General features: G+C 70.7%; 19 protein-coding genes and 1 pseudogene. 7 read left to right on the top strand and 13 right to left on the bottom strand.

The features are described from left to right. Positions 1 to 23: 23 nt before the first annotated feature. Genes hisF through hisD form a run of 8 tightly spaced genes read right to left on the bottom strand, consistent with a single transcriptional unit; the run spans position 24 to position 5,743 of the window. Complete coding sequence (hisF, locus tag ACFVYN_RS07820) at positions 24 to 779, bottom strand: imidazole glycerol phosphate synthase subunit HisF (RefSeq protein ID WP_389994046.1); 756 nt, start codon at positions 777 to 779, stop codon at positions 24 to 26. After that, positions 776 to 1,174 (bottom strand): RidA family protein, encoded by a 399-nt coding sequence (locus tag ACFVYN_RS07825; protein ID WP_389994049.1) that lies wholly within the window; start codon positions 1,172 to 1,174, stop codon positions 776 to 778. Before ACFVYN_RS07825 ends, hisF begins: the two co-directional genes overlap by 4 nt. Beyond that, on the bottom strand, positions 1,171 to 1,896 hold the full coding sequence (gene priA, locus ACFVYN_RS07830) for a bifunctional 1-(5-phosphoribosyl)-5-((5-phosphoribosylamino)methylideneamino)imidazole-4-carboxamide isomerase/phosphoribosylanthranilate isomerase PriA (protein WP_389994051.1): 726 nt from the start codon (positions 1,894 to 1,896) through the stop codon (positions 1,171 to 1,173). The genes ACFVYN_RS07825 and priA overlap by 4 nt, the downstream gene beginning before the upstream one ends. After that, positions 1,893 to 2,540 (bottom strand): imidazole glycerol phosphate synthase subunit HisH, encoded by a 648-nt coding sequence (gene hisH / locus ACFVYN_RS07835; RefSeq protein WP_389994054.1) that lies wholly within the window; start codon positions 2,538 to 2,540, stop codon positions 1,893 to 1,895. The genes priA and hisH overlap by 4 nt, the downstream gene beginning before the upstream one ends. Beyond that, a complete protein-coding gene (locus ACFVYN_RS07840; RefSeq protein ID WP_007381382.1) occupies positions 2,537 to 2,701 on the bottom strand; it encodes a hypothetical protein in 165 nt (54 codons plus the stop codon). Before ACFVYN_RS07840 ends, hisH begins: the two co-directional genes overlap by 4 nt. After that, positions 2,698 to 3,291: an imidazoleglycerol-phosphate dehydratase HisB gene (gene hisB, locus ACFVYN_RS07845; RefSeq protein WP_356345762.1), complete on the bottom strand. Its 594-nt coding sequence runs from the start codon at positions 3,289 to 3,291 to the stop codon at positions 2,698 to 2,700. Before hisB ends, ACFVYN_RS07840 begins: the two co-directional genes overlap by 4 nt. After that, positions 3,288 to 4,406, bottom strand: coding sequence for a histidinol-phosphate transaminase (locus ACFVYN_RS07850; RefSeq protein WP_389994056.1), 1,119 nt, complete (start codon positions 4,404 to 4,406; stop codon positions 3,288 to 3,290). The genes hisB and ACFVYN_RS07850 overlap by 4 nt, the downstream gene beginning before the upstream one ends. Then, positions 4,403 to 5,743 carry a histidinol dehydrogenase gene (gene hisD / locus ACFVYN_RS07855; RefSeq protein WP_389994059.1) on the bottom strand — a complete coding sequence of 447 codons (1,341 nt, stop codon included), beginning with the start codon at positions 5,741 to 5,743 and terminating at the stop codon, positions 4,403 to 4,405. Before hisD ends, ACFVYN_RS07850 begins: the two co-directional genes overlap by 4 nt. Before the next feature lie 157 nt (positions 5,744 to 5,900). Between hisD and ACFVYN_RS07860 the strand changes: the two genes are divergently transcribed. The 4 genes from ACFVYN_RS07860 to ybaK all read left to right on the top strand — a co-directional run bounded on the left by ACFVYN_RS07860 (position 5,901) and on the right by ybaK (position 9,921). Beyond that, positions 5,901 to 7,478: an oxidoreductase gene (locus tag ACFVYN_RS07860; protein ID WP_389994062.1), complete on the top strand. Its 1,578-nt coding sequence runs from the start codon at positions 5,901 to 5,903 to the stop codon at positions 7,476 to 7,478. Positions 7,479 to 7,641: 163 nt separating this feature from the next. Continuing rightward, positions 7,642 to 8,652 (top strand): hypothetical protein, encoded by a 1,011-nt coding sequence (locus tag ACFVYN_RS07865; protein WP_389994065.1) that lies wholly within the window; start codon positions 7,642 to 7,644, stop codon positions 8,650 to 8,652. An 11-nt stretch (positions 8,653 to 8,663) separates the two neighbouring features. Further along, entirely contained in the window at positions 8,664 to 9,404 is a 741-nt protein-coding gene (locus ACFVYN_RS07870; RefSeq protein WP_389994068.1) for an LON peptidase substrate-binding domain-containing protein, read from the top strand. Positions 9,405 to 9,420: 16 nt separating this feature from the next. After that, positions 9,421 to 9,921, top strand: coding sequence for a Cys-tRNA(Pro) deacylase (ybaK, locus tag ACFVYN_RS07875; RefSeq protein WP_389994071.1), 501 nt, complete (start codon positions 9,421 to 9,423; stop codon positions 9,919 to 9,921). 432 nt (positions 9,922 to 10,353) lie between these two features. Here ybaK and ACFVYN_RS07880 read toward each other — a convergent pair whose 3' ends face one another. The 4 genes from ACFVYN_RS07880 to ACFVYN_RS07895 form a co-directional block, all read right to left on the bottom strand. Further along, a complete protein-coding gene (locus ACFVYN_RS07880) occupies positions 10,354 to 11,046 on the bottom strand; it encodes an AAA family ATPase (protein ID WP_389994073.1) in 693 nt (230 codons plus the stop codon). Positions 11,047 to 11,080: 34 nt separating this feature from the next. Continuing rightward, positions 11,081 to 11,905, bottom strand: coding sequence for an ABC transporter permease (locus ACFVYN_RS07885; protein WP_389994076.1), 825 nt, complete (start codon positions 11,903 to 11,905; stop codon positions 11,081 to 11,083). Between the two features lie 73 nt (positions 11,906 to 11,978). Beyond that, positions 11,979 to 12,953, bottom strand: coding sequence for an ABC transporter ATP-binding protein (locus tag ACFVYN_RS07890; RefSeq protein ID WP_389994079.1), 975 nt, complete (start codon positions 12,951 to 12,953; stop codon positions 11,979 to 11,981). 106 nt (positions 12,954 to 13,059) lie between these two features. Continuing rightward, positions 13,060 to 14,271 carry an NYN domain-containing protein gene (locus ACFVYN_RS07895; protein ID WP_389994081.1) on the bottom strand — a complete coding sequence of 404 codons (1,212 nt, stop codon included), beginning with the start codon at positions 14,269 to 14,271 and terminating at the stop codon, positions 13,060 to 13,062. 221 nt (positions 14,272 to 14,492) lie between these two features. Between ACFVYN_RS07895 and ACFVYN_RS07900 the strand changes: the two genes are divergently transcribed. Next, the gene (locus tag ACFVYN_RS07900) at positions 14,493 to 14,657 is read left to right on the top strand and encodes a hypothetical protein (RefSeq protein WP_389994084.1); all 165 of its coding nucleotides are present in this window, start codon (positions 14,493 to 14,495) and stop codon (positions 14,655 to 14,657) included. Positions 14,658 to 14,781: 124 nt separating this feature from the next. Here the strand turns inward: ACFVYN_RS07900 and dnaE are convergent, their stop codons facing one another. Then, entirely contained in the window at positions 14,782 to 18,321 is a 3,540-nt protein-coding gene (gene dnaE / locus ACFVYN_RS07905) for a DNA polymerase III subunit alpha (protein ID WP_389994087.1), read from the bottom strand. A 203-nt stretch (positions 18,322 to 18,524) separates the two neighbouring features. Between dnaE and ACFVYN_RS07910 the strand changes: the two genes are divergently transcribed. Together ACFVYN_RS07910 and ACFVYN_RS07915 are read left to right on the top strand one after the other, a co-directional pair. Continuing rightward, positions 18,525 to 19,850, top strand: coding sequence for a DUF2252 domain-containing protein (locus ACFVYN_RS07910; RefSeq protein ID WP_352382846.1), 1,326 nt, complete (start codon positions 18,525 to 18,527; stop codon positions 19,848 to 19,850). Between the two features lie 90 nt (positions 19,851 to 19,940). Beyond that, a pseudogene (locus ACFVYN_RS07915) lies at positions 19,941 to 20,360 on the top strand (hypothetical protein); the annotation flags it as partial.

Consider the following 20,360-nt stretch of genomic DNA (forward strand, 5'->3'; position numbering starts at 1 on the left):
CTTCTCTTTCGCATCTTGGTGGTTCAGCGAACCGGGTGCCCCGCCCCCCGCAGCGTCTCCTTCACCTCACCGATCCGCAGATCGCCGAAGTGGAACACCGAGGCCGCCAGCACCGCGTCCGCGCCCGCCGCGACGGCCGGGGGGAAGTGGTCCAGCTTGCCCGCGCCGCCGGAGGCGATCAGCGGGACGGTCACGTGCCTGCGGACGGCCTCGATCATCTCCAGGTCGTAGCCGTCCTTGGTGCCGTCCGCGTCCATCGAGTTGAGCAGGATCTCACCGGCGCCCAGCTCGGCGGCCCGGTGCGCCCACTCGACGGCGTCGATGCCGGTGCCGCGACGGCCACCGTGGGTGGTGACCTCGAAGGAGCCCTCAGGGGTGCGCCGCGCGTCCACCGACAGCACCAGCACCTGTCGGCCGAACCGCTCGGCGATCTCACGGATCAGGTCGGGGCGGGCGATGGCCGCGGTGTTCACGCCCACCTTGTCCGCCCCGGCCCGCAGCAGCTTGTCCACGTCCTCGGCCGTGCGGACACCGCCGCCGACCGTCAGCGGGATGAAGACCTGCTCGGCGGTGCGGCGCACCACGTCGTAGGTCGTCTCGCGGTTGCCGGAGGAGGCGGTGATGTCCAGGAACGTCAGTTCGTCGGCGCCCTCGGCGTCGTACACCTTGGCCATCTCGACGGGGTCGCCCGCGTCGCGCAGGTTCTGGAAGTTGACGCCCTTGACGACCCGGCCGTTGTCCACGTCCAGGCAGGGGATCACTCGTACGGCGAGGGTCATGCTGCGGTGTCTCCTCGGAACGCCTCCACCTCGACCTCGACGACCAGGCTGGGGTCCACGAAGCCGGAGACGATGATCATGGATGCGGCGGGCCGGACGGCGTCGAACAGCTCCTTGTGAGCGCGTCCGACCTCGTCGACGTCCCGGGCGTGGGTGAGGTACAGGCGGGTGCGCACCACGTCGTCCCGGCCGAGCCCCAGCTCCTTCAGGGCCGCGAACGCGACGTTGAAGGAGTTGACCGTCTGCTCGTACGGATCGCCCGCGACGATCTCACCGTCCACCACCGAGGTGCAGCCGGAGACCAGCACCAGGCCGTTGGGCAGCTCCACCGCCCGGGAGTACCCGAAGGTCTCCTCCCAGGGCGCACCGGTCGCAACGCGTCGCAGATCGCTCACTGAGCCACCGCCTCCAAGGCCTCTTCCAGGGTGAACGCCTTCGCGTACAGCGCCTTCCCGACGATGGCCCCCTCGACACCGAGCGGAACCAGCTCGGCGATGGCCCGCAGGTCCTCCAGCGAGGACACCCCGCCGGAGGCCACCACCGGGCGGTCGGTCGCCGCGCAGACGTTGCGCAGCAGTTCCAGGTTCGGGCCCTGGAGCGTGCCGTCCTTGGCGATGTCGGTGACGACGTACCGCGCGCAGCCTTCCTTGTCGAGCCGCTCCAGCGCCTGGTACAGGTCACCGCCCTCGCTGGTCCAGCCGCGGCCCTTGAGGGTCGTACCGCGTACGTCGAGACCGACCGCGATCCTGTCGCCGTGCTCGGCGATGACCTTGGCGACCCACTCCGGGCTCTCCAGGGCGGCGGTGCCGAGATTGACCCGGGTGCAGCCGGTGGCGAGGGCGGCGGCCAGCGAGGCGTCGTCGCGGATACCGCCGGACAGCTCCACCTTGATGTCCATCGCCTCGGTGACCTGCCGGACCAGCTCCCGGTTGTCGCCGGTGCCGAACGCCGCGTCGAGGTCGACCAGGTGCAGCCACTCGGCGCCCGCCCGCTGCCAGGACAGGGCGGCCTCCAGGGGGGAGCCGTACGACGTCTCGGTCCCGGACTCGCCGTGCACGAGGCGGACGGCCTGGCCGTCGCGGACGTCGACGGCGGGAAGCAGTTCGAGCTTGCTCACAGTGTTCCGATCCAGTTGGTGAGGAGCTGCGCACCGGCGTCGCCGGACTTCTCGGGGTGGAACTGGGTGGCCCACAGGGCCCCGTTCTCCACCGCGGCCACGAAGGGCTCGCCGTGGGTCGACCAGGTGACCTTGGGAGCCGTCATCGCCTTGTTGTGCGTCTCCAGCGACCAGTCCTGGACGGCGTAGGAGTGCACGAAGTAGAAGCGGGCGTCGGCGTCCAGGCCGGCGAACAGCCGGGAGCCGGCCGGCGCGTCGACGGTGTTCCAGCCCATGTGGGGCACGATGTCGGCCTTGAGCGGCTCGACCGAGCCGGGCCACTCGTCGAGGCCCTCGCTCTCCACGCCGTGCTCGATGCCGCGCGCGAAGAGGATCTGCATACCGACGCAGATGCCCATGACCGGGCGCCCGCCGGACAGCCGGCGGTCGATGATCCAGTCGCCGCGGGCCTCGCGCAGGCCCTTCATGCAGGCGGCGAAGGCACCGACGCCGGGCACCAGCAGGCCGTCGGCGTTCATGGCCCTGTCGTAGTCGCGTGTTATCTCGACGTCGGCGCCCGCGCGCGCGAGGGCGCGCTCGGCGGACCTCACATTGCCGAAGCCGTAGTCGAAGACGACGACCTTCTTCGAGGACGGAGCACTCAATTCCACACCTCCAGCCTCATGACACCGGCGACGAGACACATCCCGGCGGCGATGGAGAGCAGCACGATGAGTCCCTTGGGCATCTGCTGCTTGACGAAGGAGTAGATGCCGCCGGCCAGGAAGAGGCCGACGACGATCAGGAGGGTCGACAGGCCGGTCACAGCGCGCCCTTCGTGGAGGGGAGGATGCCCGCCGCGCGCGGGTCACGCTCGGAGGCGTAGCGCAGGGCCCGGGCGAGCGCCTTGAACTGGCACTCCACGATGTGGTGGGCGTTGCGCCCGTACGGCACGTGCACGTGCAGCGCGATCTGCGCCTGGGCCACGAAGGACTCCAGGATGTGCCGGGTCATCGTGGTGTCGTAGGCGCCGATCATCGGCGCCATGTTCTCGGGCTCGGTGTGCACGAGGTACGGACGGCCGGACAGGTCGACGGTGACCTGCGCGAGGGACTCGTCCAGGGGAACCGTGCAGTTGCCGAAGCGGTAGATGCCCACCTTGTCGCCGAGCGCCTGCTTGAAGGCGGCGCCGAGCGCGAGGGCGCTGTCCTCGATGGTGTGGTGCGAGTCGATGTGCAGGTCGCCCTCGGTCTTCACGGTCAGGTCGAACAGACCGTGCCGGCCGAGCTGGTCGAGCATGTGGTCGTAGAAGCCGACGCCCGTCGACACGTCGACCTTGCCGGACCCGTCGAGATCGATCTCGACCAGGACCGAGGTCTCCTTGGTCACTCGTTCCACACGTCCTACGCGGCTCATGTGCTCTGCTCCTTCTTCAACTCACGGACCGCGTCGAGGAACGCGTCGTTCTCGTCGGGGGTTCCGGCGGACACCCGCAGCCACCCCGGAATGCCGTTGTCCCGGACCAGGACGCCCTGGTCGAGGATCTTCTGCCAGGCGGCGTGGGAGCCGCCCTCGCCGTCGAAGAGCCCGAACTGCACGAAGTTGGCGTCCGAGTCCACGACCTGGAAGCCGATCGCGCGCAGCTCGCTCACCAGCCGGTCCCGCTCCGCCTTCAGCTGCTCGACGTACTTGAGCAGCGTCTCGGTGTGCTCCAGGGCGGCCAGCGCGGTCGCCTGCGTGACGGCCGACAGGTGGTAGGGCAGCCGTACGAGCTGGACGGCGTCCACGACCGCCGGGTGCGCGGCGAGGTAACCGAGGCGCAGGCCCGCCGCCCCGAACGCCTTGGACATGGTCCGCGAGACGACGAGCTGCGGCCGCCCCTCGATGAGCGGCAGCAGCGAGTCGCCATGGCTGAACTCGATGTACGCCTCGTCCACTACGACCATCGAGGGCTTCGCCGCCTGCGCGGCCTCGTACAGCGCGAGGACCGTCTCGGGTGGGACCGCGTTGCCGGTGGGGTTGTTGGGGGTGGTGATGAAGACGACGTCCGGCTTGCGGGAGGCGATCGCCCGCACGGCCGCCTCGACGTCGATAGTGAAGTCCTCGTTGCGGGGACCCGAGATCCAGCCCGTGCCGGTGCCCCGCGCGATCAGGCCGTGCATCGAGTACGACGGCTCGAAGCCGATCGCCGTACGACCCGGTCCGCCGAAGGTCTGCAGCAGTTGCTGGATGACCTCGTTGGAGCCGTTCGCCGCCCAGACGTTGGCGAGGCCCACCTCGTGCCCCGAGGTGTCGGTGAGGTACTCGGCGAGCCGGGTGCGCAGCTCGACCGCGTCCCGGTCCGGGTAGCGGTTGAGGTCGCGGGCGGCCTCGCGGACGCGCTCGGCGATGCGCTCGACCAGCTCATCGGGCAGCGGGTAGGGGTTCTCGTTGGTGTTCAGCCGTACGGGGACGTCCAACTGGGGCGCGCCGTAGGGGGACTTGCCGCGCAGCTCGTCCCGTACGGGGAGATCGTCGATGCCGAAAGTCACTGACCGGGTACCTTCCAACCGAACCGAGCCTTGATCGCCGCCCCGTGGGCCGGCAGGTCCTCCGCCTCCGCCAGCGTGACCACGTGATGCGCGACCTCGGCCAGCGCGTCCTTCGTGTAGTCGACGATGTGGATGCCCCTGAGGAAGGACTGCACGGACAGTCCGGAGGAGTGGCAGGCGCAGCCGCCGGTCGGGAGCACGTGGTTGGACCCGGCGGCGTAGTCACCGAGGGAGACCGGCGCCCAGGGGCCGATGAAGATCGCGCCCGCGTTGCGGACCCGGTCGGCCACCGCGGCGGCGTCGGCCGTCTGGATCTCCAGGTGTTCGGCGCCGTACGCGTCGACGACCCTGAGTCCCTCGTCGATGCCGTCGACGAGGACGATCGCGGACTGCCTGCCCTTCAGGGCGGGCACGATCCGGTCCTCGATGTGCCTGGTGGCCGCGACCTGCGGCTCCAGCTCCTTCTCGACGGCGTCCGCGAGTTCGACGGAGTCGGTGACCAGGACGGCCGCGGCCAGCGGGTCGTGCTCGGCCTGGCTGATCAGGTCCGAGGCCACGTGGACGGGATCGGCGGAGGAGTCCGCGAGGATCGCGATCTCGGTCGGTCCCGCCTCGGCGTCGATGCCGATCTTGCCGGTGAAGTAACGCTTGGCGGCGGCGACCCAGATGTTGCCGGGGCCGGTGACCATGTTGGCGGGCGGGCAGGACTCGGTGCCGTAGGCGAACATCGCGACGGCGGTCGCGCCACCGGCGGCGTAGACCTCGTCGACGCCGAGCAGGGCGCACGCGGCGAGGATCGTCGGGTGCGGGAGGCCGCCGGCCGGGTCATTTTCAAAAGCGGGGGCCTGGGCCGGCGAGGCGAGCGCGATGGACTCCACCCCCGCCTCCTGCGCGGGCACCACGTTCATGATCACGGAGGACGGGTAGACCGACCGGCCGCCCGGCGCGTACAGCCCGACCCGGTCGACCGGCACCCACTTCTCGGTCACGCTGCCGCCGGGCACCACCTGGGTCGTGCGGTCTGTACGGCGCTGCTCGCGGTGGACGATACGGGCGCGGCGGATGGACTCCTCCAGGGCCGCGCGGACGGCGGGGTCGAGCTCCTCCAACGCGCGCGTGAGGGCCTTCGCGGGCACCCGCACCTGCTCAAGGCGCACGCCGTCGAACTTCTCGGCGAAGTCGATCAGCGCCGCGTCGCCCCGATGGTGCACGGCCTCGCAGATCGGACGCACCTTCTCCAGGGCGGCCGAGACGTCGAAGTCGGCTCGGGGCAGCAGGTCGCGCAGGGCGGGGCCCTCGGGGAGGGCGTCGCCGCGCAGATCGATTCGGGAGATCACGGTCCCAATTCTCTCAGACCCTCGTCAGGACCCGTTCGCGCATTCCAATGGCTGATACGCAACCCCGAAGATCCCCCTCACGTCTAGCGTTCAGTGGGTTACTCAGCGGGCATGAACGGCTGTACGCATCACAAGTGACCGAGGAGCTGGAAGAACCGTGACCGAGGGGGCCGGCATCCGCAGCGGGGACCTGCCGGACGATCTGACCGCCGCCGAGGCCGGCATGTGGCAGGCCTTCCGCAACGGCACCGTGTACGACCTGAGCAGCGGCGACACCGTCGTCGACGATCCGCACGGCGGGCACCCCTGGGGCCCCGAGCGGACGGTACGCGCGCGGATCGTGTGCTGGCTGCTCCTGGACGGTCCGCCCGCGCTCGCGGGCCGGGTGTCGTCCCTGAAGCTCACCGGCGTGCAGATCAGCGGCACCCTGGACCTCGCGGGCGGCACCGTGGTGCCGTACGTGGAGCTGAAGGGCTGCCGCTTCGAGCGGGAGGTCCTGCTGCCGGAGGCCCGCTTCACCACCGCGCGGTTCGTGGACTGCTCGGTGCCGCGCCTGGAGGCCGCCCGGGTGCACACGGAGGGCGATCTGCATCTGCCGCGCTGCCGCTTCCACAACGGCGTACGGCTGACCGACGCGCACATCGGCACCGACCTGCTGATGAACCAGGCGATCGTCTACCGCGACCGCAGCGGCCGTTCGATCGCCGCCGACGGCATGACCGTGGGCCAGGACCTGCAGGCCGAGCTGCTGGAGTCGCACGGTGAGCTGAGCCTGCGCAGCGCGACGATCGGCGTCTCGCTGAGCCTGCGCGGCGCCCGGCTGACCAACCCGTACACCCGGCTCGCGCTGAACGCCCCCCAGCTGACCGTCGAGCGCACGCTGTACCTGACCCCCGCGGGCGTCGGCGCCGCCATGCTCAGCGGAGCGACTCCCGCGCGCGGGACGCGGATCCAGCGCTTCGAGTGCCAGGGCGGGGTGCGGCTGGACGACGGGCGGTTCGGGGACGCCGTGGACCTGGAGCGGGCCCGCTTCACCTTCACCGACGAGCAGGAGCTGTCGCTGCGCCGCATCCAGGCGCCCGAGCTGCGCTTCCTCGGCGAGAGGCCGCAGCGCGGCAAGGTGGTGCTGTCGGGCGCGCGCGTCGGCAACCTCGTGGACCGGGCGAGCGCCTGGCCGGGGCCCGGCAATCTGCACATGGGCGGTTTCGTCTACGAGAACCTCGTGCCGCACGGTCCCTTCCCGCTGGCCGAGCGGCTTGAGTGGGTGGCGGCCGCGACCGCCGAGTACAACCCGGAGCCGTACGAGAGGCTCGCCGCCGTGCTGCGGGCCGGCGGCGAGGACGAGGACGCGCGCGAGGTGCTGCTCGCCAAGCAGCGCCGGCGCCGCGAGAGCCTGCCGCCGGCCGCCAAGCTGTGGGGATACGTGCAGGACTGGACGGTCGCCTACGGGTACCGGCCCGGGCGGGCCGCCGTATGGATGGCGGTGCTGTGGGCCGCGAGCTCCATGGCGTTCGCACACGCGAGCCATCCGCCGCTCAAGGGCGGCGACCATCCGGCCTGGAATCCCGCCCTGTTCGCTCTCGACCTGCTGCTTCCGGTGATCGATCTGGGGCAGGTGGGGTTCTGGCAGTTGCGCGGCGGCTGGCAGTGGCTGGCGGCGGCGATGGTCCTGCTCGGCTGGATCCTGGCGACCACCGTGGCGGCGGGGGCCTCGAGGCTGCTGCGGCGGAACTGACCGGCCTTGTGAAGAAATCGGCAGGGCGCCGGTAGGGACCGGTGAGACCGCAGGTCAGAGAGTTGTTGAACGGTCATCTTTTTACCGTCCTTTGACCCTGCGACATACAACTTTCCACGAATTGCACGTTCGCACTGGCGCAGCCTCGACCCGCCGACTTTCAATGGTCGACACCATGGCTCTGCTGCCCCCCTTCATCCGCGCGTCACGGATGCCCGCGTACCTCACCGGCGGGCTGCCCGCCGACAACGAGGTCCTGCTCGACGTACCCGACGACCGGCTCGGCCCCGCGCTGGTCGCCGCCGGACAGGGCGGCCACGGGCGCGCGGCCGAGCTGCTCCGCGCGACCCGCGAGGACGCCGACTGGGAGCTGCGCGACCGGTACGTCCGACGCCTCTCCGTCTTCGCCCGCTCGCGCCCCGAGTGGTACGACGCCTGGCGCGCCGAAGCCCCGTACGACCCGGACCAGCTGCTCCTGGGCGCCCAGCTCGCGGTGGACCGCGCATGGGACTCACCAGCCCGCACGGAGCTGCTGCGCGAGGTGAGCCCGCTGATCACGGCCGCGGCGCGCGGCGAGGACCGCGACCCGGTGCCGTGGCGGATCGCGTTGGACCACGCACGCGGCTCGCAGGCCGGGCACACCTACTTCGGGGAGCTGTGGGAGGCGGCCCTAAGGCGCGCCCCGCTCCACTACGGCTGCCATGTCGCCGCCCTGCGCTATCTGGCCGCCTCTTGGCGCGGCTCGTACCGCGAGTGCTTCGACTTCGCCGACCGGGCCGCGCAGGACGCCCCGCCCGGCTCCCTCATCCAGGCGCTGCCCGCGCGGGCAGCGCTCGCCTGTCTCACCGAGGCCGGCGGAGACGCGGTGCCGCGCGAGCGGCTGGACGCGGCGGCCGACCGGGCGATCGAGCTGTCCGCCACGTTCGCGGCGGCCGACCCCTGGCCGGCCGAGATCCGCAACAAGCTGGTGTTCGTGCTGGTCCGCCTCGGCCGCTGGACGGACGCCCTGGATCAGCTGCGCATGCTCGGCCCGTACGCGACCTCGTTCCCGTGGAGCCGGGAGTCCGAGGACCCGCTGGGGCGCTTCCTGGAGGTCCGTGAGGAGGTCCGGCGGCATGCCTTGATCCATCCACGGAGTGAGCACCGGGGACGTGTCCGCTCCTGGGGCCATTAGGCTTTGGCGCCGTGACCACCGTGCGGCTCCCGCTCTTCCCCCTGAACTCCGTACTGTTCCCGGGGCTCGTGCTTCCTCTGAACGTGTTCGAGGAGCGCTATCGCGCCATGATGCGCGAACTGCTGAAGACCCCCGAGGAGGAACCGCGTCGGTTCGCCGTCGTGGCGATCCGGGACGGCCACGAGGTGGCGCCCAGCGCCCCCGGCCTGCCGGACCGGACGGCCGTGCCCGACGGCGGCCCCGCGGCCGGTTTCGGAGACGATCCGCTCAAGGCGTTCCACGCGGTGGGCTGCGTGGCGGACGCGGCGACCGTACGGGAGCGGGCGGACGGCACGTTCGAGGTCCTGGCGACGGGTACGACCCGGGTTCGCCTGGTGTCCGTCGACGCGTCGGGCCCTTATCTGACGGCCGAGCTGGAGGAGCTGCCGGAGGAGGCGGGCGACGAGTCGGGGCCGCTGGCGGAAGGGGTCCTGCGGGCCTTCCTCCAGTACCAGAAGCGCCTGGCGGGGGCCCGGGAACGCTCCCTGGCGTCCGGCACGGAACTCCCGGACGAACCGTCGGTGGTCTCCTACCTGGTGGCCGCCGCGATGATGTTGGACATCCCCACCAAGCAGCGCCTGCTCCAGGCCCCGGACACCGCGTCCCGCCTGCGCGACGAACTGAAACTCCTGCGCGCGGAGACGGCGATCATCCGTAATCTTCCGTCGTTGCCGGCGTCTGAGCTGACGCGCGGCCCGACGAGTATGAACTGAGGCCGGAACCCGTCAGATGGCGAAGAAGTCGAAGAAGCAGCAGCCGGGCGGTACCCCCGCGACCGTGGCCCTGACCACGGCGGACGTGCCCTTCACCGTGCACGCCTACGAACACGACCCCTCCCACCCCTCCTACGGCGAGGAGGCGGCCGAGGCGATGGGAGTCTCCCCGGACCGCGTCTTCAAGACATTGGTCGCGGACGTGGACGGCGCGCTGACGGTGGCGGTGGTCCCGGTGGCGGGCTCCCTGGATCTGAAGGCCCTGGCGACGGCCGCGGGCGGCAAGCGGGCGGCGATGGCGGACCCGACGCTCGCCGAACGCACCACGGGCTATGTCCGGGGCGGCATCTCCCCACTGGGCCAGCGCAAAAGACTCCCCACGGTCCTCGACGCGTCCGCCGCCACCCACGACACGATCTGCGTCTCGGCCGGCCGCCGCGGCCTGGAGGTCGAACTCGCGCCGAAGGACCTGGCCCGCCTCACCAACGCGGTCCTGGCGCCCATCGCCCGCGCGTGACCCCTCGACGGGCGCTTCTTCCTGGACCAAGCAGAAGGGGCATGTCGAAGAGAACACGCAAGCGCATATGGCGCACGAAGAAGGGCCGCTCCAACCCCGGCAGACGCCCGGCGTAAAGCCGCTACAGAACGCCGCGGCTCCATCCCGGGCAGGCGCACTCAGCCCCCGTGCGGCGCTTGAGGACAAGGGGCCCCTTCAGGGCCGACGGGGGCCCGGGGCACAGCCACCGGGCGGGGTGGAAGGGCGGCAACCCCTGAAGGGACGGGCCGGGAGCCCGGGACGCAGCCACCCGGCGGGGGAGAAGGAGCGGCAGCCCCTGAGGCAGCAGCCCCTGAGGGGACGGGCCGGGAGCCCGGGGCACAACCACCCGGCGGGGTCGAAGGGGCGGCAGCCCCTGGGGAGGGTAGGGGCGGCGGGGGCGAGAAACATCCCCTACCGCACAGGCGCCCCGTACCCGTCCCCCGGAACCCCCGCCCCGTACACCGGCTCGGGGTCCCGGGGCCCGAACAGCGCCGTCAGCCCCAGATGCACGACGAGACCGGCGAAGGACCAGGCGAGCAACGCCCCCTTCGCCCCCAGCTTCAGCGGCGCGGAGAAGGTGACTCCCTTGCCCACCGCCTTCGCGTGGGCGAGCACATCGGACGAGGGTCCGAGCCACGTCCCCACCCGCCACGCGAGCAGGGATCCCAGCACTCCCCCGACGGCCAGTCCCACCACCAGCGGCACCCCGCCCCGGCGCCGCCACAGAAACACCACGAGCGCGCTGACGAAACCGAAGGCCAGGGCCAGCAGAGTGAGCGTCCCGTCCACGCCCACCGCCTGCTCCCCTTCGGTGTCCTTGAGATAGACGACCCAGTTCCCCTGCCCGTCCACGTCCCCGACCAGCGGCACATGCGGCGCCAGCCACCACCACAGGACCCCGAGCAGTGCCCCGCCGAGCGCCACGGCGAGCATGATCACCAAGCCCTCCAGCAGCTCGGTCATCATCCCGGGCCCGCCGTGCCCGTAGCCGGGCTCGGCAGGGGCCGCGTAGCCGGCATGCGGGGTCTGCCACGCGTCGTGCGAGGACGATTCGTGCGAGGACGGTTCGTGCGGCGGCGGAGGAGGCGTCAACGGAGCGGTCACCCTGACATCGTGCCAGGCCCGCCTGTGCGGCGCGTCACCGGACGGCCGCCCGGCGATAGGCCCAGGTGGCGACGGCCAGCGAGACGACGCCCACGCACCCGCACACGGCGAGGTCGCCGAGCACGAAGGCCCAGTCGGGATGCGGCCCGAAGGTCCGGGCGAAGGCTTCGACGCCGTAGGTCGAGGGCAGCAGATCCCGGGCGAAACGAAGCGCCTCGGGCATCCGGTCGGCGGGCAGCACCCCCAGCAGCAGCGCGGCGGACATGCCGAGCTGTCCCAGCAGGGTGGCCAGTTCCGGCCGGGGCGCGAGCAGCCCGAGGGCCGCGCCGAGCCCGGCCAGCGCGGCTCCGGCCAGCGGAATCACCGCCGCCAGCACCCACAGGTGCGCCAGCGGCAGTCCGAACAGCACGCACCCGAAGACCGCGGTCACCACAGTCCCGGGCACGGTGAAGGAGGCGTACGCCCCCGCGGCGCCGAGCACCACGGCGGCCGGCGGCACCGGCAGGGTGGCGTAGTGGTCGAGTCCGCCGCTCGCGCGCAGCTGCCCGAAGTACTGCGCGAGGAGATTGAGCGCGACGAAGGCCACGACCAGCACGGACGCCCCGGCGACCACGGACTGCGCCTCGTCCCCGCCGTCCACGACGCCCCGCATCAGGACCATGATCCCGATCGACTGGAAGGTGGCGACGAACAGCAGCGGGATGCGCGCGACCCGCGCGCGGGACAGCTGCGCCCGGTACACGGCCGCCAGCGACGGCCACAGCCGCGCACGCGGCCCGAGCTCGGCGGCCGCGTCCCGGCCCGTCTCCTCGACGGCCAGGGCACCGCCCGGCAGAGCCCCGGCGGGTACGGCACTCACGTGGCTCTGCTCCTCTTCGCTCCGGCGGTCGCCCTGTGACGTACGGACACGGCCGTCCGCGTGCTCAACGTGCTCACGCCTTCACCAGCCCCTGCTGCGCGGCCCCGCCCAGCGCGAGGTACACGTCCTCCAGGCTGGGTGTGGCGAGCGTGAAGTCGTCCAGCGCGGCGAACGCGGCCCCGCCGGTGACGGTGGCCACGACCGCGCGGGCCTCCTCGGGGGCGAGCCGCAGCGTCCAGCGGCGCCCGGCGGCCACGGCCCGGTCCTGGAGCGCGGCGACCTCGGGGACGTGCAGCGGGGCCGCCTCGCGCCACACGAGGTCGACGCGGACCTCGCCCGCGACCTGTTCCTTCAGGCCGGTGGGCGTGTCGCAGGCGATCACCCGGCCCCGGTCGAGGACGGCGACCCGGTCCAGGACCGTCTCCGCCTCGATGACATTGTGGGTGACCAGCAGCACGGTCGTACCGCGCTCGGCCCGCCGCCGGTCCACGGCGGACCACACCGCGCGCCGCGCCACGGGGTCCATCGCGGTGGTCGGTTCGTCGAGGACGAGCAGCGGCCGCTCCCCCACGAGCGCCGACGCGAAGCACGCGAGCCGCCGCTGCCCGCCGGACAGCTTCCTCAGCGGCCGCCCGGCGATCGGCGTGAGCCCCAGCTCGTCCAGTACGGCGTCCCGCTCGGCCCGCGCCTTCCTGGCCTCCAGGCCGCGCAGCCGGCCGGTGGTCTCGGCGGCGAGGGAGACGGTGAGGTCGTCGAGGGCGGTGGACTCCTGGCCGAGGTAGGCGAGGATCCGCGAGGCCCGGTCCGGGTGGCGCACGATGTCGTGCCCGAGGATCTCGACGCTGCCGCGGTCGGGCCGCATCAGCCCGGTGAGCTGGCGTACGAGCGTGGTCTTGCCGGCGCCGTTCGGCCCGAGCAGCCCGAAGATCTCACCGCGCCGGATGTCCAGCCGTACGTCGTCGGTGGCCCGCACCTCGGGAGTGGCCGCAGCCCCGCGCCGCCCGCGCACCGCGGGGTAGGTCTTGGTCAGTCCGCGCACCGCACACACGACATCCCCACTGTGTCGAAGTGCCGGTGCAGCGCGCGTACTCACAAGGGACGAGCCTACGGGGTCCGGGAGCTTTGCTCGCCCTTGGGGCGGGGTATGTGCCCTCTCACTCCCCGGCCGGGGCGTGCTCCGCAGCCGTCCGCACATCGATCTCCCGCCAGAACCCGGCCCGGATCGCATAACGGTCGTGCTCGTCGATCTGGTCGTCCTTGTGCGCGAGCAGCCCGAACCGGGCCGCGTACCTGAGCAGTTCCCCGTCGATCCGGTGCGGCACCCTCGGGTACATCCCGGCCAGCCGCTGCAGATGCGCCTGGTCCCCCAGCCGCTCCATCCACCGCCGCGCGAAGACCTGCCCGACCTCGAAGGGGTCGCCGCCGACCGTGGTGATGTCCTCCTCCCGGTCGGCCCACCGCTGCTCCGCCGTGGTCAGCTGCGCGAGCGTCGGCATGGAGGCCACCTCGGGCGGCTCGGCGGCACCACTGGGCCGGTCGACCCAGCCCTTGTCGGAGGACCAGCGCAGGGTGGCGCTCGCGGGGGGCTGGGCGGGCTGCGCACCGGGGGCCCGCAGTGCGGCGAGGTCCTTGGGCGTGGGCACTCCCTTCGGCGCCGGCACCCGCTCCTGCGTGCCGTTCTCCGAGGCGGCCGCCGGGGCGTGCTCGGCCCCCTGCTCGGTCCGCTCGGAGGCGGGCGCGGACTCGGGCAGCGGCGCCGAGAGGATCGCGGCGATCTCGGGCCGCGGCGCGGGCGGCGGCGCGCAGATCCCGCCGAATTCCTTCGCGCGGACGGCCTTGGTGATCCACGCGCGGTCCAGCACCCGGCGCTCGTCGGCCTCGGCGACCAGGTCCTCGGACTGGTTGTAGTCCCCGTCGGCGGCCTGGACGGCCCACAGGTGTACGGCGACCCCGTGCTCCTTGGCGGCCATCATGCCCGGCAGCAGATCCCCGTCGCCGGTGACGAGCACGACGTCGGAGCAGGCGCGGTTGCGTGCCAGTTCGGTGAGCTCGGCGTGCATGGCGGCGTCCACGCCCTTCTGGGCCCAGCGTCCGTCGCTGCGAGTCAGGGCGCCGAGCCGGACGGTGACCCTGGGCATCACGCGCAGTCTGCGGTGTTCGGGCTGCGGGACGCGGTCGGGGGCGCCGTCGAACCAGTAGATGCGCAGCAGGGGCCGTTCCGTGTCGGACTCGGCCCGGTCGCGCAACCCCTGCACGAGAGCGGCGTGATCGACGGTGATGCGGGAACGGGAGGGTTCCCCGGCAAGGAGACTGGCGGCGGCCCCCAGCAGATACCCGGCGTCCACCAGGACGATGCAGCGGTCCACGCGATCCACCCTCTTTCCGGGAGGTTTGCTTCGGGCTTCCTTCGAGTCTGCCCGACCACGCGGGGGTTAACGGCCCGAACTCGATCTTCGGCGTGGCGTTTCGGGGCATTGCCCGGCGACATTCCCTGTCACACACGGTAATTATCCGAAATGCGCCTCCTGTCAGCCTATGTGAATCTGGTCCCGGCCCTGGCCCCTAGATCCCCACAGGAGGCATCACCATGGCCAAGAACAAGAAGCAGAACCGTAAGCCGTCGCAGACCGAGCGTGCCGGGCAGGAGCCCCAGCCGTCCTCGATGGAGACGCAGACCGAGCAGCATGCCCCGCAGGTGACACCCGGCGACGTCGCCCGCAAGGGGCGGCAGAAAAGCTTCGGCCACAACTGACATGTGCATAAAGGGTTGTTGAGCCCCAGGCACACGTTGAGACACAGGCACACAGTGAGACCAGACACAGAGGGGCGCACCCCGTCAGGAGTGCGCCCCTCTGCATGGTCCGAGCCCCGGCGGGTCAGCCCGCCAGGCAGGACGGTCCGAGCAGCACCTTCAGGTCGCCGAAGAGCGCCGGGTCCGGCTTCACCCGGTGCCGGTCCAGCCGCAGGACCGTCGTCCTGCTCGGTCCCTGGAGCCTGATGCGGACCTCGCTCTCCCCCCTGTGATGGCTGAGGATCTCCCCGAGCCTGCTGACCATCGGCGGGGTGACCTTCAGCGCCGGGATGGTGAGGATCACGGGTGCGTTGGTGCCCGCGTTGGACAGGTCGGGGACCTGGAGCTCCATCGCGACGAGGCGGGGCACGTCCTCGCGCTTGTCGAGGCGGCCCTTGACGAACACCACGGCGTCCTCGACGAGTTGGGTCGACACCAGCTGGTAGGTCGCCGGGAAGAACATGCACTCGATGGAACCGGCGAGGTCCTCGACGGTGGCGATCGCCCAGGCGTTGCCCTGCTTGGTCATCTTGCGCTGCAGGCCCGAGATGATGCCGCCGATGGTGACCACCGCGCCGTCGGCGTGCTCACCGCCGGTGAGCTGGGCGATGCCCGCGTCGGCCTTGTCGGACAGCACGTGCTCCAGGCCGAAGAGCGGGTGGTCGGAGACGTACAGACCGAGCATCTCCCGCTCCTGGGCGAGCAGATAGGTCTTGTCCCACTCGTCGGTGGTGAACTCCACGTCCAGTCCGAAGCCGGGTTCGCTGTTGTCCTCCTCGCCCATCCCGCCGAAGAGGTCGAACTGGCCCTCGGCCTCCTTGCGCTTGACCGCGACCACGTTGTCGATCATCGGTTCGTACTGCGCGGTGAGGCCCTTGCGGGTGTGGCCCAGGGTGTCGAAGGCGCCCGCCTTGATCAGCGACTCCGTGGTGCGCTTGTTGCAGGCGACCGCCTCGACCTTGTCGAGGTAGTCGGGGAAGGAGGCGTACTTCCCCTTGGCCTTGCGGCTCTTGATGATCGACTCGACCACGTTGGTGCCGACGTTGCGCACGGCTTCCAGGCCGAAGAGGATCACGTCGTCGCCCTGCGCGGCGAAGTTGTGCACCGACTCGTTGACGTTCGGCGGGAGCACCTTGATGCCCATGCGGCGGCACTCGTTGAGATAGACCGCCGACTTGTCCTTGTCGTCCTTGACGGAGGTCAGCAGGGCGGCCATGTACTCGGCCGGGTAGTTGGCCTTCAGATAGGCCGTCCAGTACGACACCAGTCCGTACGCGGCGGAGTGCGCCTTGTTGAACGCGTATCCGGCGAAGGGGACCAGCACGTCCCACAGGGCCTTGATGGCCTCTTCGCTGTAGCCGTTCTTCTGGGCGCCGGCCTGGAAGATGGTGAAGTTCTTCGCCAGTTCGTCGGGCTTCTTCTTGCCCATCACGCGGCGCAGGATGTCGGCCTCGCCGAGCGAGTAGCCGGCGATGATCTGGGCGGCCTTCTGCACCTGCTCCTGGTACACGATCAGGCCGTAGGTGACGTCCAGGACCTCCCTGAGGGGCTCTTCGAGCTCCGGGTGGATGGGGGTGATCTCCTGGAGCTTGTTCTTGCGCAGCGCGTAGTTGGTGTGCGAGTCCATGCCCATCGGGCCGGGCCGGTAGAGCGCGGAGACGGCGGAGATGTCCTCGAAGTTGTCGGGCTTCATCAGGCGCAGCAGCGAGCGCATGGGGCCGCCGTCGAACTGGAAGACGCCGAGGGTCTCACCGCGCTGGAGCAGTTCGAAGGTCGTCGGGTCGTCCAGCGGGAGGCTCAGCAGCTCCAGGTCGATGCCCTTGTTGGACTTCACCATCTTGACGGCGTCGTCCATGATCGTCAGGTTGCGCAGGCCGAGGAAGTCCATCTTCAGCAGGCCGAGCGACTCGCAGCTCGGGTAGTCCCACTGTGTGATGGTCACGCCGTCGGTGTGCCGGACCCAGACGGGCACGTGCTCGGTGATGGTCTCGCTGGACATGATCACGCCGGCGGCGTGCACGCCCATCTGCCGGACCAGGCCCTCGACGCCCTTGGCGGTGTCGATGACCTTCTTCACGTCCGGTTCGTTCTCGTACATCCCGCGGACCTCGCCCGCCTCCGAGTAGCGGGGGTGCGAGGGGTCGGTGATGCCGTTGAGGTCGATGCCCTTGCCGAGGACGTCGGCGGGCATGGCCTTGGTGATGCGGTCGCCCATCGCGTACGGGTAGCCCAGCACGCGCGCGGAGTCCTTGATCGCGTTCTTGGCCTTGATCTTGCCGTAGGTGCCGATCATGGCGACCTTGTCGGCGCCGTACTTCTCGGTCACGTAACGGATCACCTCGACGCGCCGGCGCTCGTCGAAGTCGATGTCGACATCGGGCATGGAGACGCGCTCGGGGTTGAGGAACCGCTCGAAGATCAGGCCGTGCGGGATCGGGTCGAGGTCGGTGATGCCCATGGCGTAGGCGACGATCGAACCGGCCGCGGAGCCTCGGCCCGGGCCGACCGCGATGCCGTTGTTCTTGGCCCACATGATGAAGTCGGCGACCACGAGGAAGTAGCCCGGGAACCCCATCTGGATGATGACGTCCATCTCGTACTCGACCTGCCGCTGGCGGTCGTCCGGGATGCCGTCGGGGAAGCGGCGCTCCATCCCGCGGCGGACCTCCTCCTTGAACCAGGAGACCTCGGTGTAGCCCTCGGGGATGTCGAACTTCGGCATGAGGTTCTTCGACTCGAACATGCCGGCGGTGTCGACCATCTCGGCGATCAGGAGGGTGTTGGCGCAGCCCTCCTGCCAGGCGTCCGAGGAGTCGATGGCGTACATCTCGTCCGTGGACTTCAGGTAGTAGCCGGTGCCGTCGAACTTGAAGCGGTCCGGGTCGGAGAGGTTCTTGCCGGTCTGGATGCACAGCAGGGCGTCGTGGGCGGTCGCCTCGTGCGCGTACGTGTAGTGCGAGTCGTTGGTGACCAGCGGGGGGATGCCGAGCTTCTTGCCGATCTCCAGGAGGCCGTCGCGGACCCGGTGCTCGATCTCGATGCCGTGGTCCATCAGCTCCAGGAAGTAGCGGTCCTTGCCGAAGATGTCCTGGTAGTCGGCGGCCGCCTTCAGTGCCTCGTCGTACTGACCGAGGCGCAGCCGGGTCTGGAGTTCACCGGAGGGGCAGCCGGTGGAGGCGACGATCCCCTCGGACCACTGGGAGATCGTCTCCTTGTCCATCCGGGGCCACTTCTGGAGCCAGCCCTCGGCGTAGGCGTCCGAGGAGAGCCGGAAGAGGTTGTGCAGGCCGGTCGAGTTCACGGCCCACATCGTCTTGTGGGTGTAACCACCCGAACCGGAGACGTCGTCCCGCTTCTGGTGCGGCTGGCCCCACTGGATCTTGCGTTTGTTGCGCCGGGACTCGGGCGCGACATACGCCTCGATCCCGATGATCGGGGTGACCCCGGCCTTCTTTGCGGAGTGGAAGAAGTCGTACGCCCCGTGCAGGTTGCCGTGGTCGGACATGGCGATATGGGTCATGCCCATCTCGTTGCACGCGTCGAACATGTCCTTGAGCCGCGCGGCACCGTCCAGCAGGGAGTACTGGGTGTGGACGTGCAGGTGCGTGAACGGCGGCTTTGACACGGCGTGGCCTCCATGGAAAACACTCGACGACAGACGGACGGACGGTGTGGGGGTCAGCGCCGAAGTCTATGCCTCCGCACTGACACTCAGGGGGCCGCCCCGCGTACCTTCACAACGAGGGCCGCGGGCACTTTCACTGGGGCCCGCCCGTTGGACAAACGACAGAAACGCTGTCGTACACATGTAGCAGGAGGCACCCCGCGATGTCGGTTCCGCAGCTCAACGACGAGCACCGCGGCGAGGAGATTCTCGCTGTCTTCGACACCGCCTTCGGCGAGCTCCTGGCCGCCGATCCGGCAGCGTTCCGCGTGAAGTTCCGGAAGATGGCGGCCTCGGCGTTCGCGTTCTACCGGGGTACGGCGTGCCTCTTCTACCACGACCTGGACGCCGAGAAGAGGGGCGGCCCGTACCTGGACGAGCGCACCTCTCGCGTGTGGATCCACGGCGACCTGCACGCGGAGAACTTCGGCACGTACCTGGACGCCAACGGCCGGCTGATCTTCAACGTCAACGACTTCGACGAGGCGTACGTCGGCCCCTTCACCTGGGACCTCAAGCGCTTCGCCGCCTCCGTCGCGCTGATCGGGTACGCCAAGGCGCTCGGCGACGAGCAGATCACCGAGCTGGTGGAGGTGTACGCGGGCGCGTACCGCGAGCGGATCCACGCCCTGGCCACCGGCGCCAAGAGCGACGAGGTGCCGCCCTTCACCCTGGACACCGCCCAGGGCCCCCTCCTGGACGCGCTGCGCGACGCCCGCTCCCTGACCCGCTTCGGCCTCCTGGAGTCGATGACGGAGATCCGCGACTTCGAGCGCCGCTTCGCACCGGGCGGCGGCTCCATCGAGCTGGACGCGGCCACCCGCTACAAGGTGCTCGCGGCCTTCGACGGCTATCTGGAGACCCTCCCGGAGGCCTCCCTGGACCGTCCGGACTCCTACCGCGTCAAGGACGTCGTCGGGCGCCGGGGCATCGGCATCGGCTCGGCAGGGCTGCCGTCGTACAACATCCTGCTGGAGGGGCACACCGACGCCCTGGAGAACGACGTCGTGATCTACATCAAGCAGGCCCAGACCCCGGCCGTCTCCCGGCACATCACCGACCCGGCGATCCGCGACTACTTCCAGCACGAGGGCCACCGCACGGTGATCTCCCAGCGCGCCCTCCAGCAGCACGCCGACCCGTGGCTGGGCTGGACCGAGCTGGGCGGCGCGGGCCAGCTGGTCGCCGAGATCTCGCCGTACGCCGTCGACCTGGACTGGGGTGACATCGACGACCCGGAGGAGATCGCGGGGGTCGTCGCCGACCTCGGCCGGGCCACGGCCACCATGCACGCGGCGGCGGACGACACCTCGGGCGAGTCCCTGGTGCCCTTCTCCACCGAGCGGGCCATCGACGCGGCGATCGCGGCCGACGAGGACGGTTTCGCGGGACTCTTGGTCGACTTCGCGCACAGCTACGGCGCACGCGCACGTGCCGACCACCAGACCTTCGTGGACCTGTTCCGCAACGGCCGGATCCCGGGTCTGTGACCCGCCCCTACGACCGCTCATAACGATAGGGCCGCTCACAGGGATCCTTTAGGGGTCCCTTACAGGCCCGCGTGACACACTCTCCAGGCTATGGACATATCCGGGACCCAGCTACGAGCGCTCCGCGCGGCGCTGTTCACGGCACTCGTCGTGACGCTCAGCACCGCGTCGCACGTGCTGCTGTCCCGGGCTCCCCTGCCGCTCAACACGGTGGCGGTGGTCGCCGCCGCCGTGTTCGCGCTCACCTTCGCGCTGGCCGGCCGGGAGCGCGGCTTCGGGCGGATCGCCGCCGTGCTGATCCCGCTGGAGCTCGCCGCAGACACCGTCTTCACCACCGGGCAGCACGTCTGCTACGGCGCCGCGGGCGGCCCGGTGGCGGGCCCGCTGCGCTCGGTCGGCTGGGACGTGTTCTGCGGTGACGGCACCAGCGTGGGCTCGCCGCTGGCCCAATTCAGCGGGGGCGGCGCGCAGCGCCTCCATGAGGGGTGGTGGTCGGGCGGCGGGTGGGAG

Source organism: Streptomyces sp. NPDC058307 (genome assembly GCF_042880295.1).
Taxonomy (GTDB): Bacteria; Actinomycetota; Actinomycetes; order Streptomycetales; family Streptomycetaceae; genus Streptomyces.

What these genes read in the sequence shown, in the direction of transcription:
- hisF (WP_389994046.1), bottom strand. Translation starts at nt 779, where the DNA reads ATGACCCTCGCCGTACGAGTGATCCCCTGCCTGGACGTGGACAACGGC.
- hisB (WP_356345762.1), bottom strand. Translation starts at nt 3,291, where the DNA reads ATGAGCCGCGTAGGACGTGTGGAACGAGTGACCAAGGAGACCTCGGTC.
- ACFVYN_RS07865 (WP_389994065.1), top strand. Translation starts at nt 7,642, where the DNA reads ATGGTCGACACCATGGCTCTGCTGCCCCCCTTCATCCGCGCGTCACGG.
- ybaK (WP_389994071.1), top strand. Translation starts at nt 9,421, where the DNA reads ATGGCGAAGAAGTCGAAGAAGCAGCAGCCGGGCGGTACCCCCGCGACC.
- ACFVYN_RS07900 (WP_389994084.1), top strand. Translation starts at nt 14,493, where the DNA reads ATGGCCAAGAACAAGAAGCAGAACCGTAAGCCGTCGCAGACCGAGCGT.
- ACFVYN_RS07910 (WP_352382846.1), top strand. Translation starts at nt 18,525, where the DNA reads ATGTCGGTTCCGCAGCTCAACGACGAGCACCGCGGCGAGGAGATTCTC.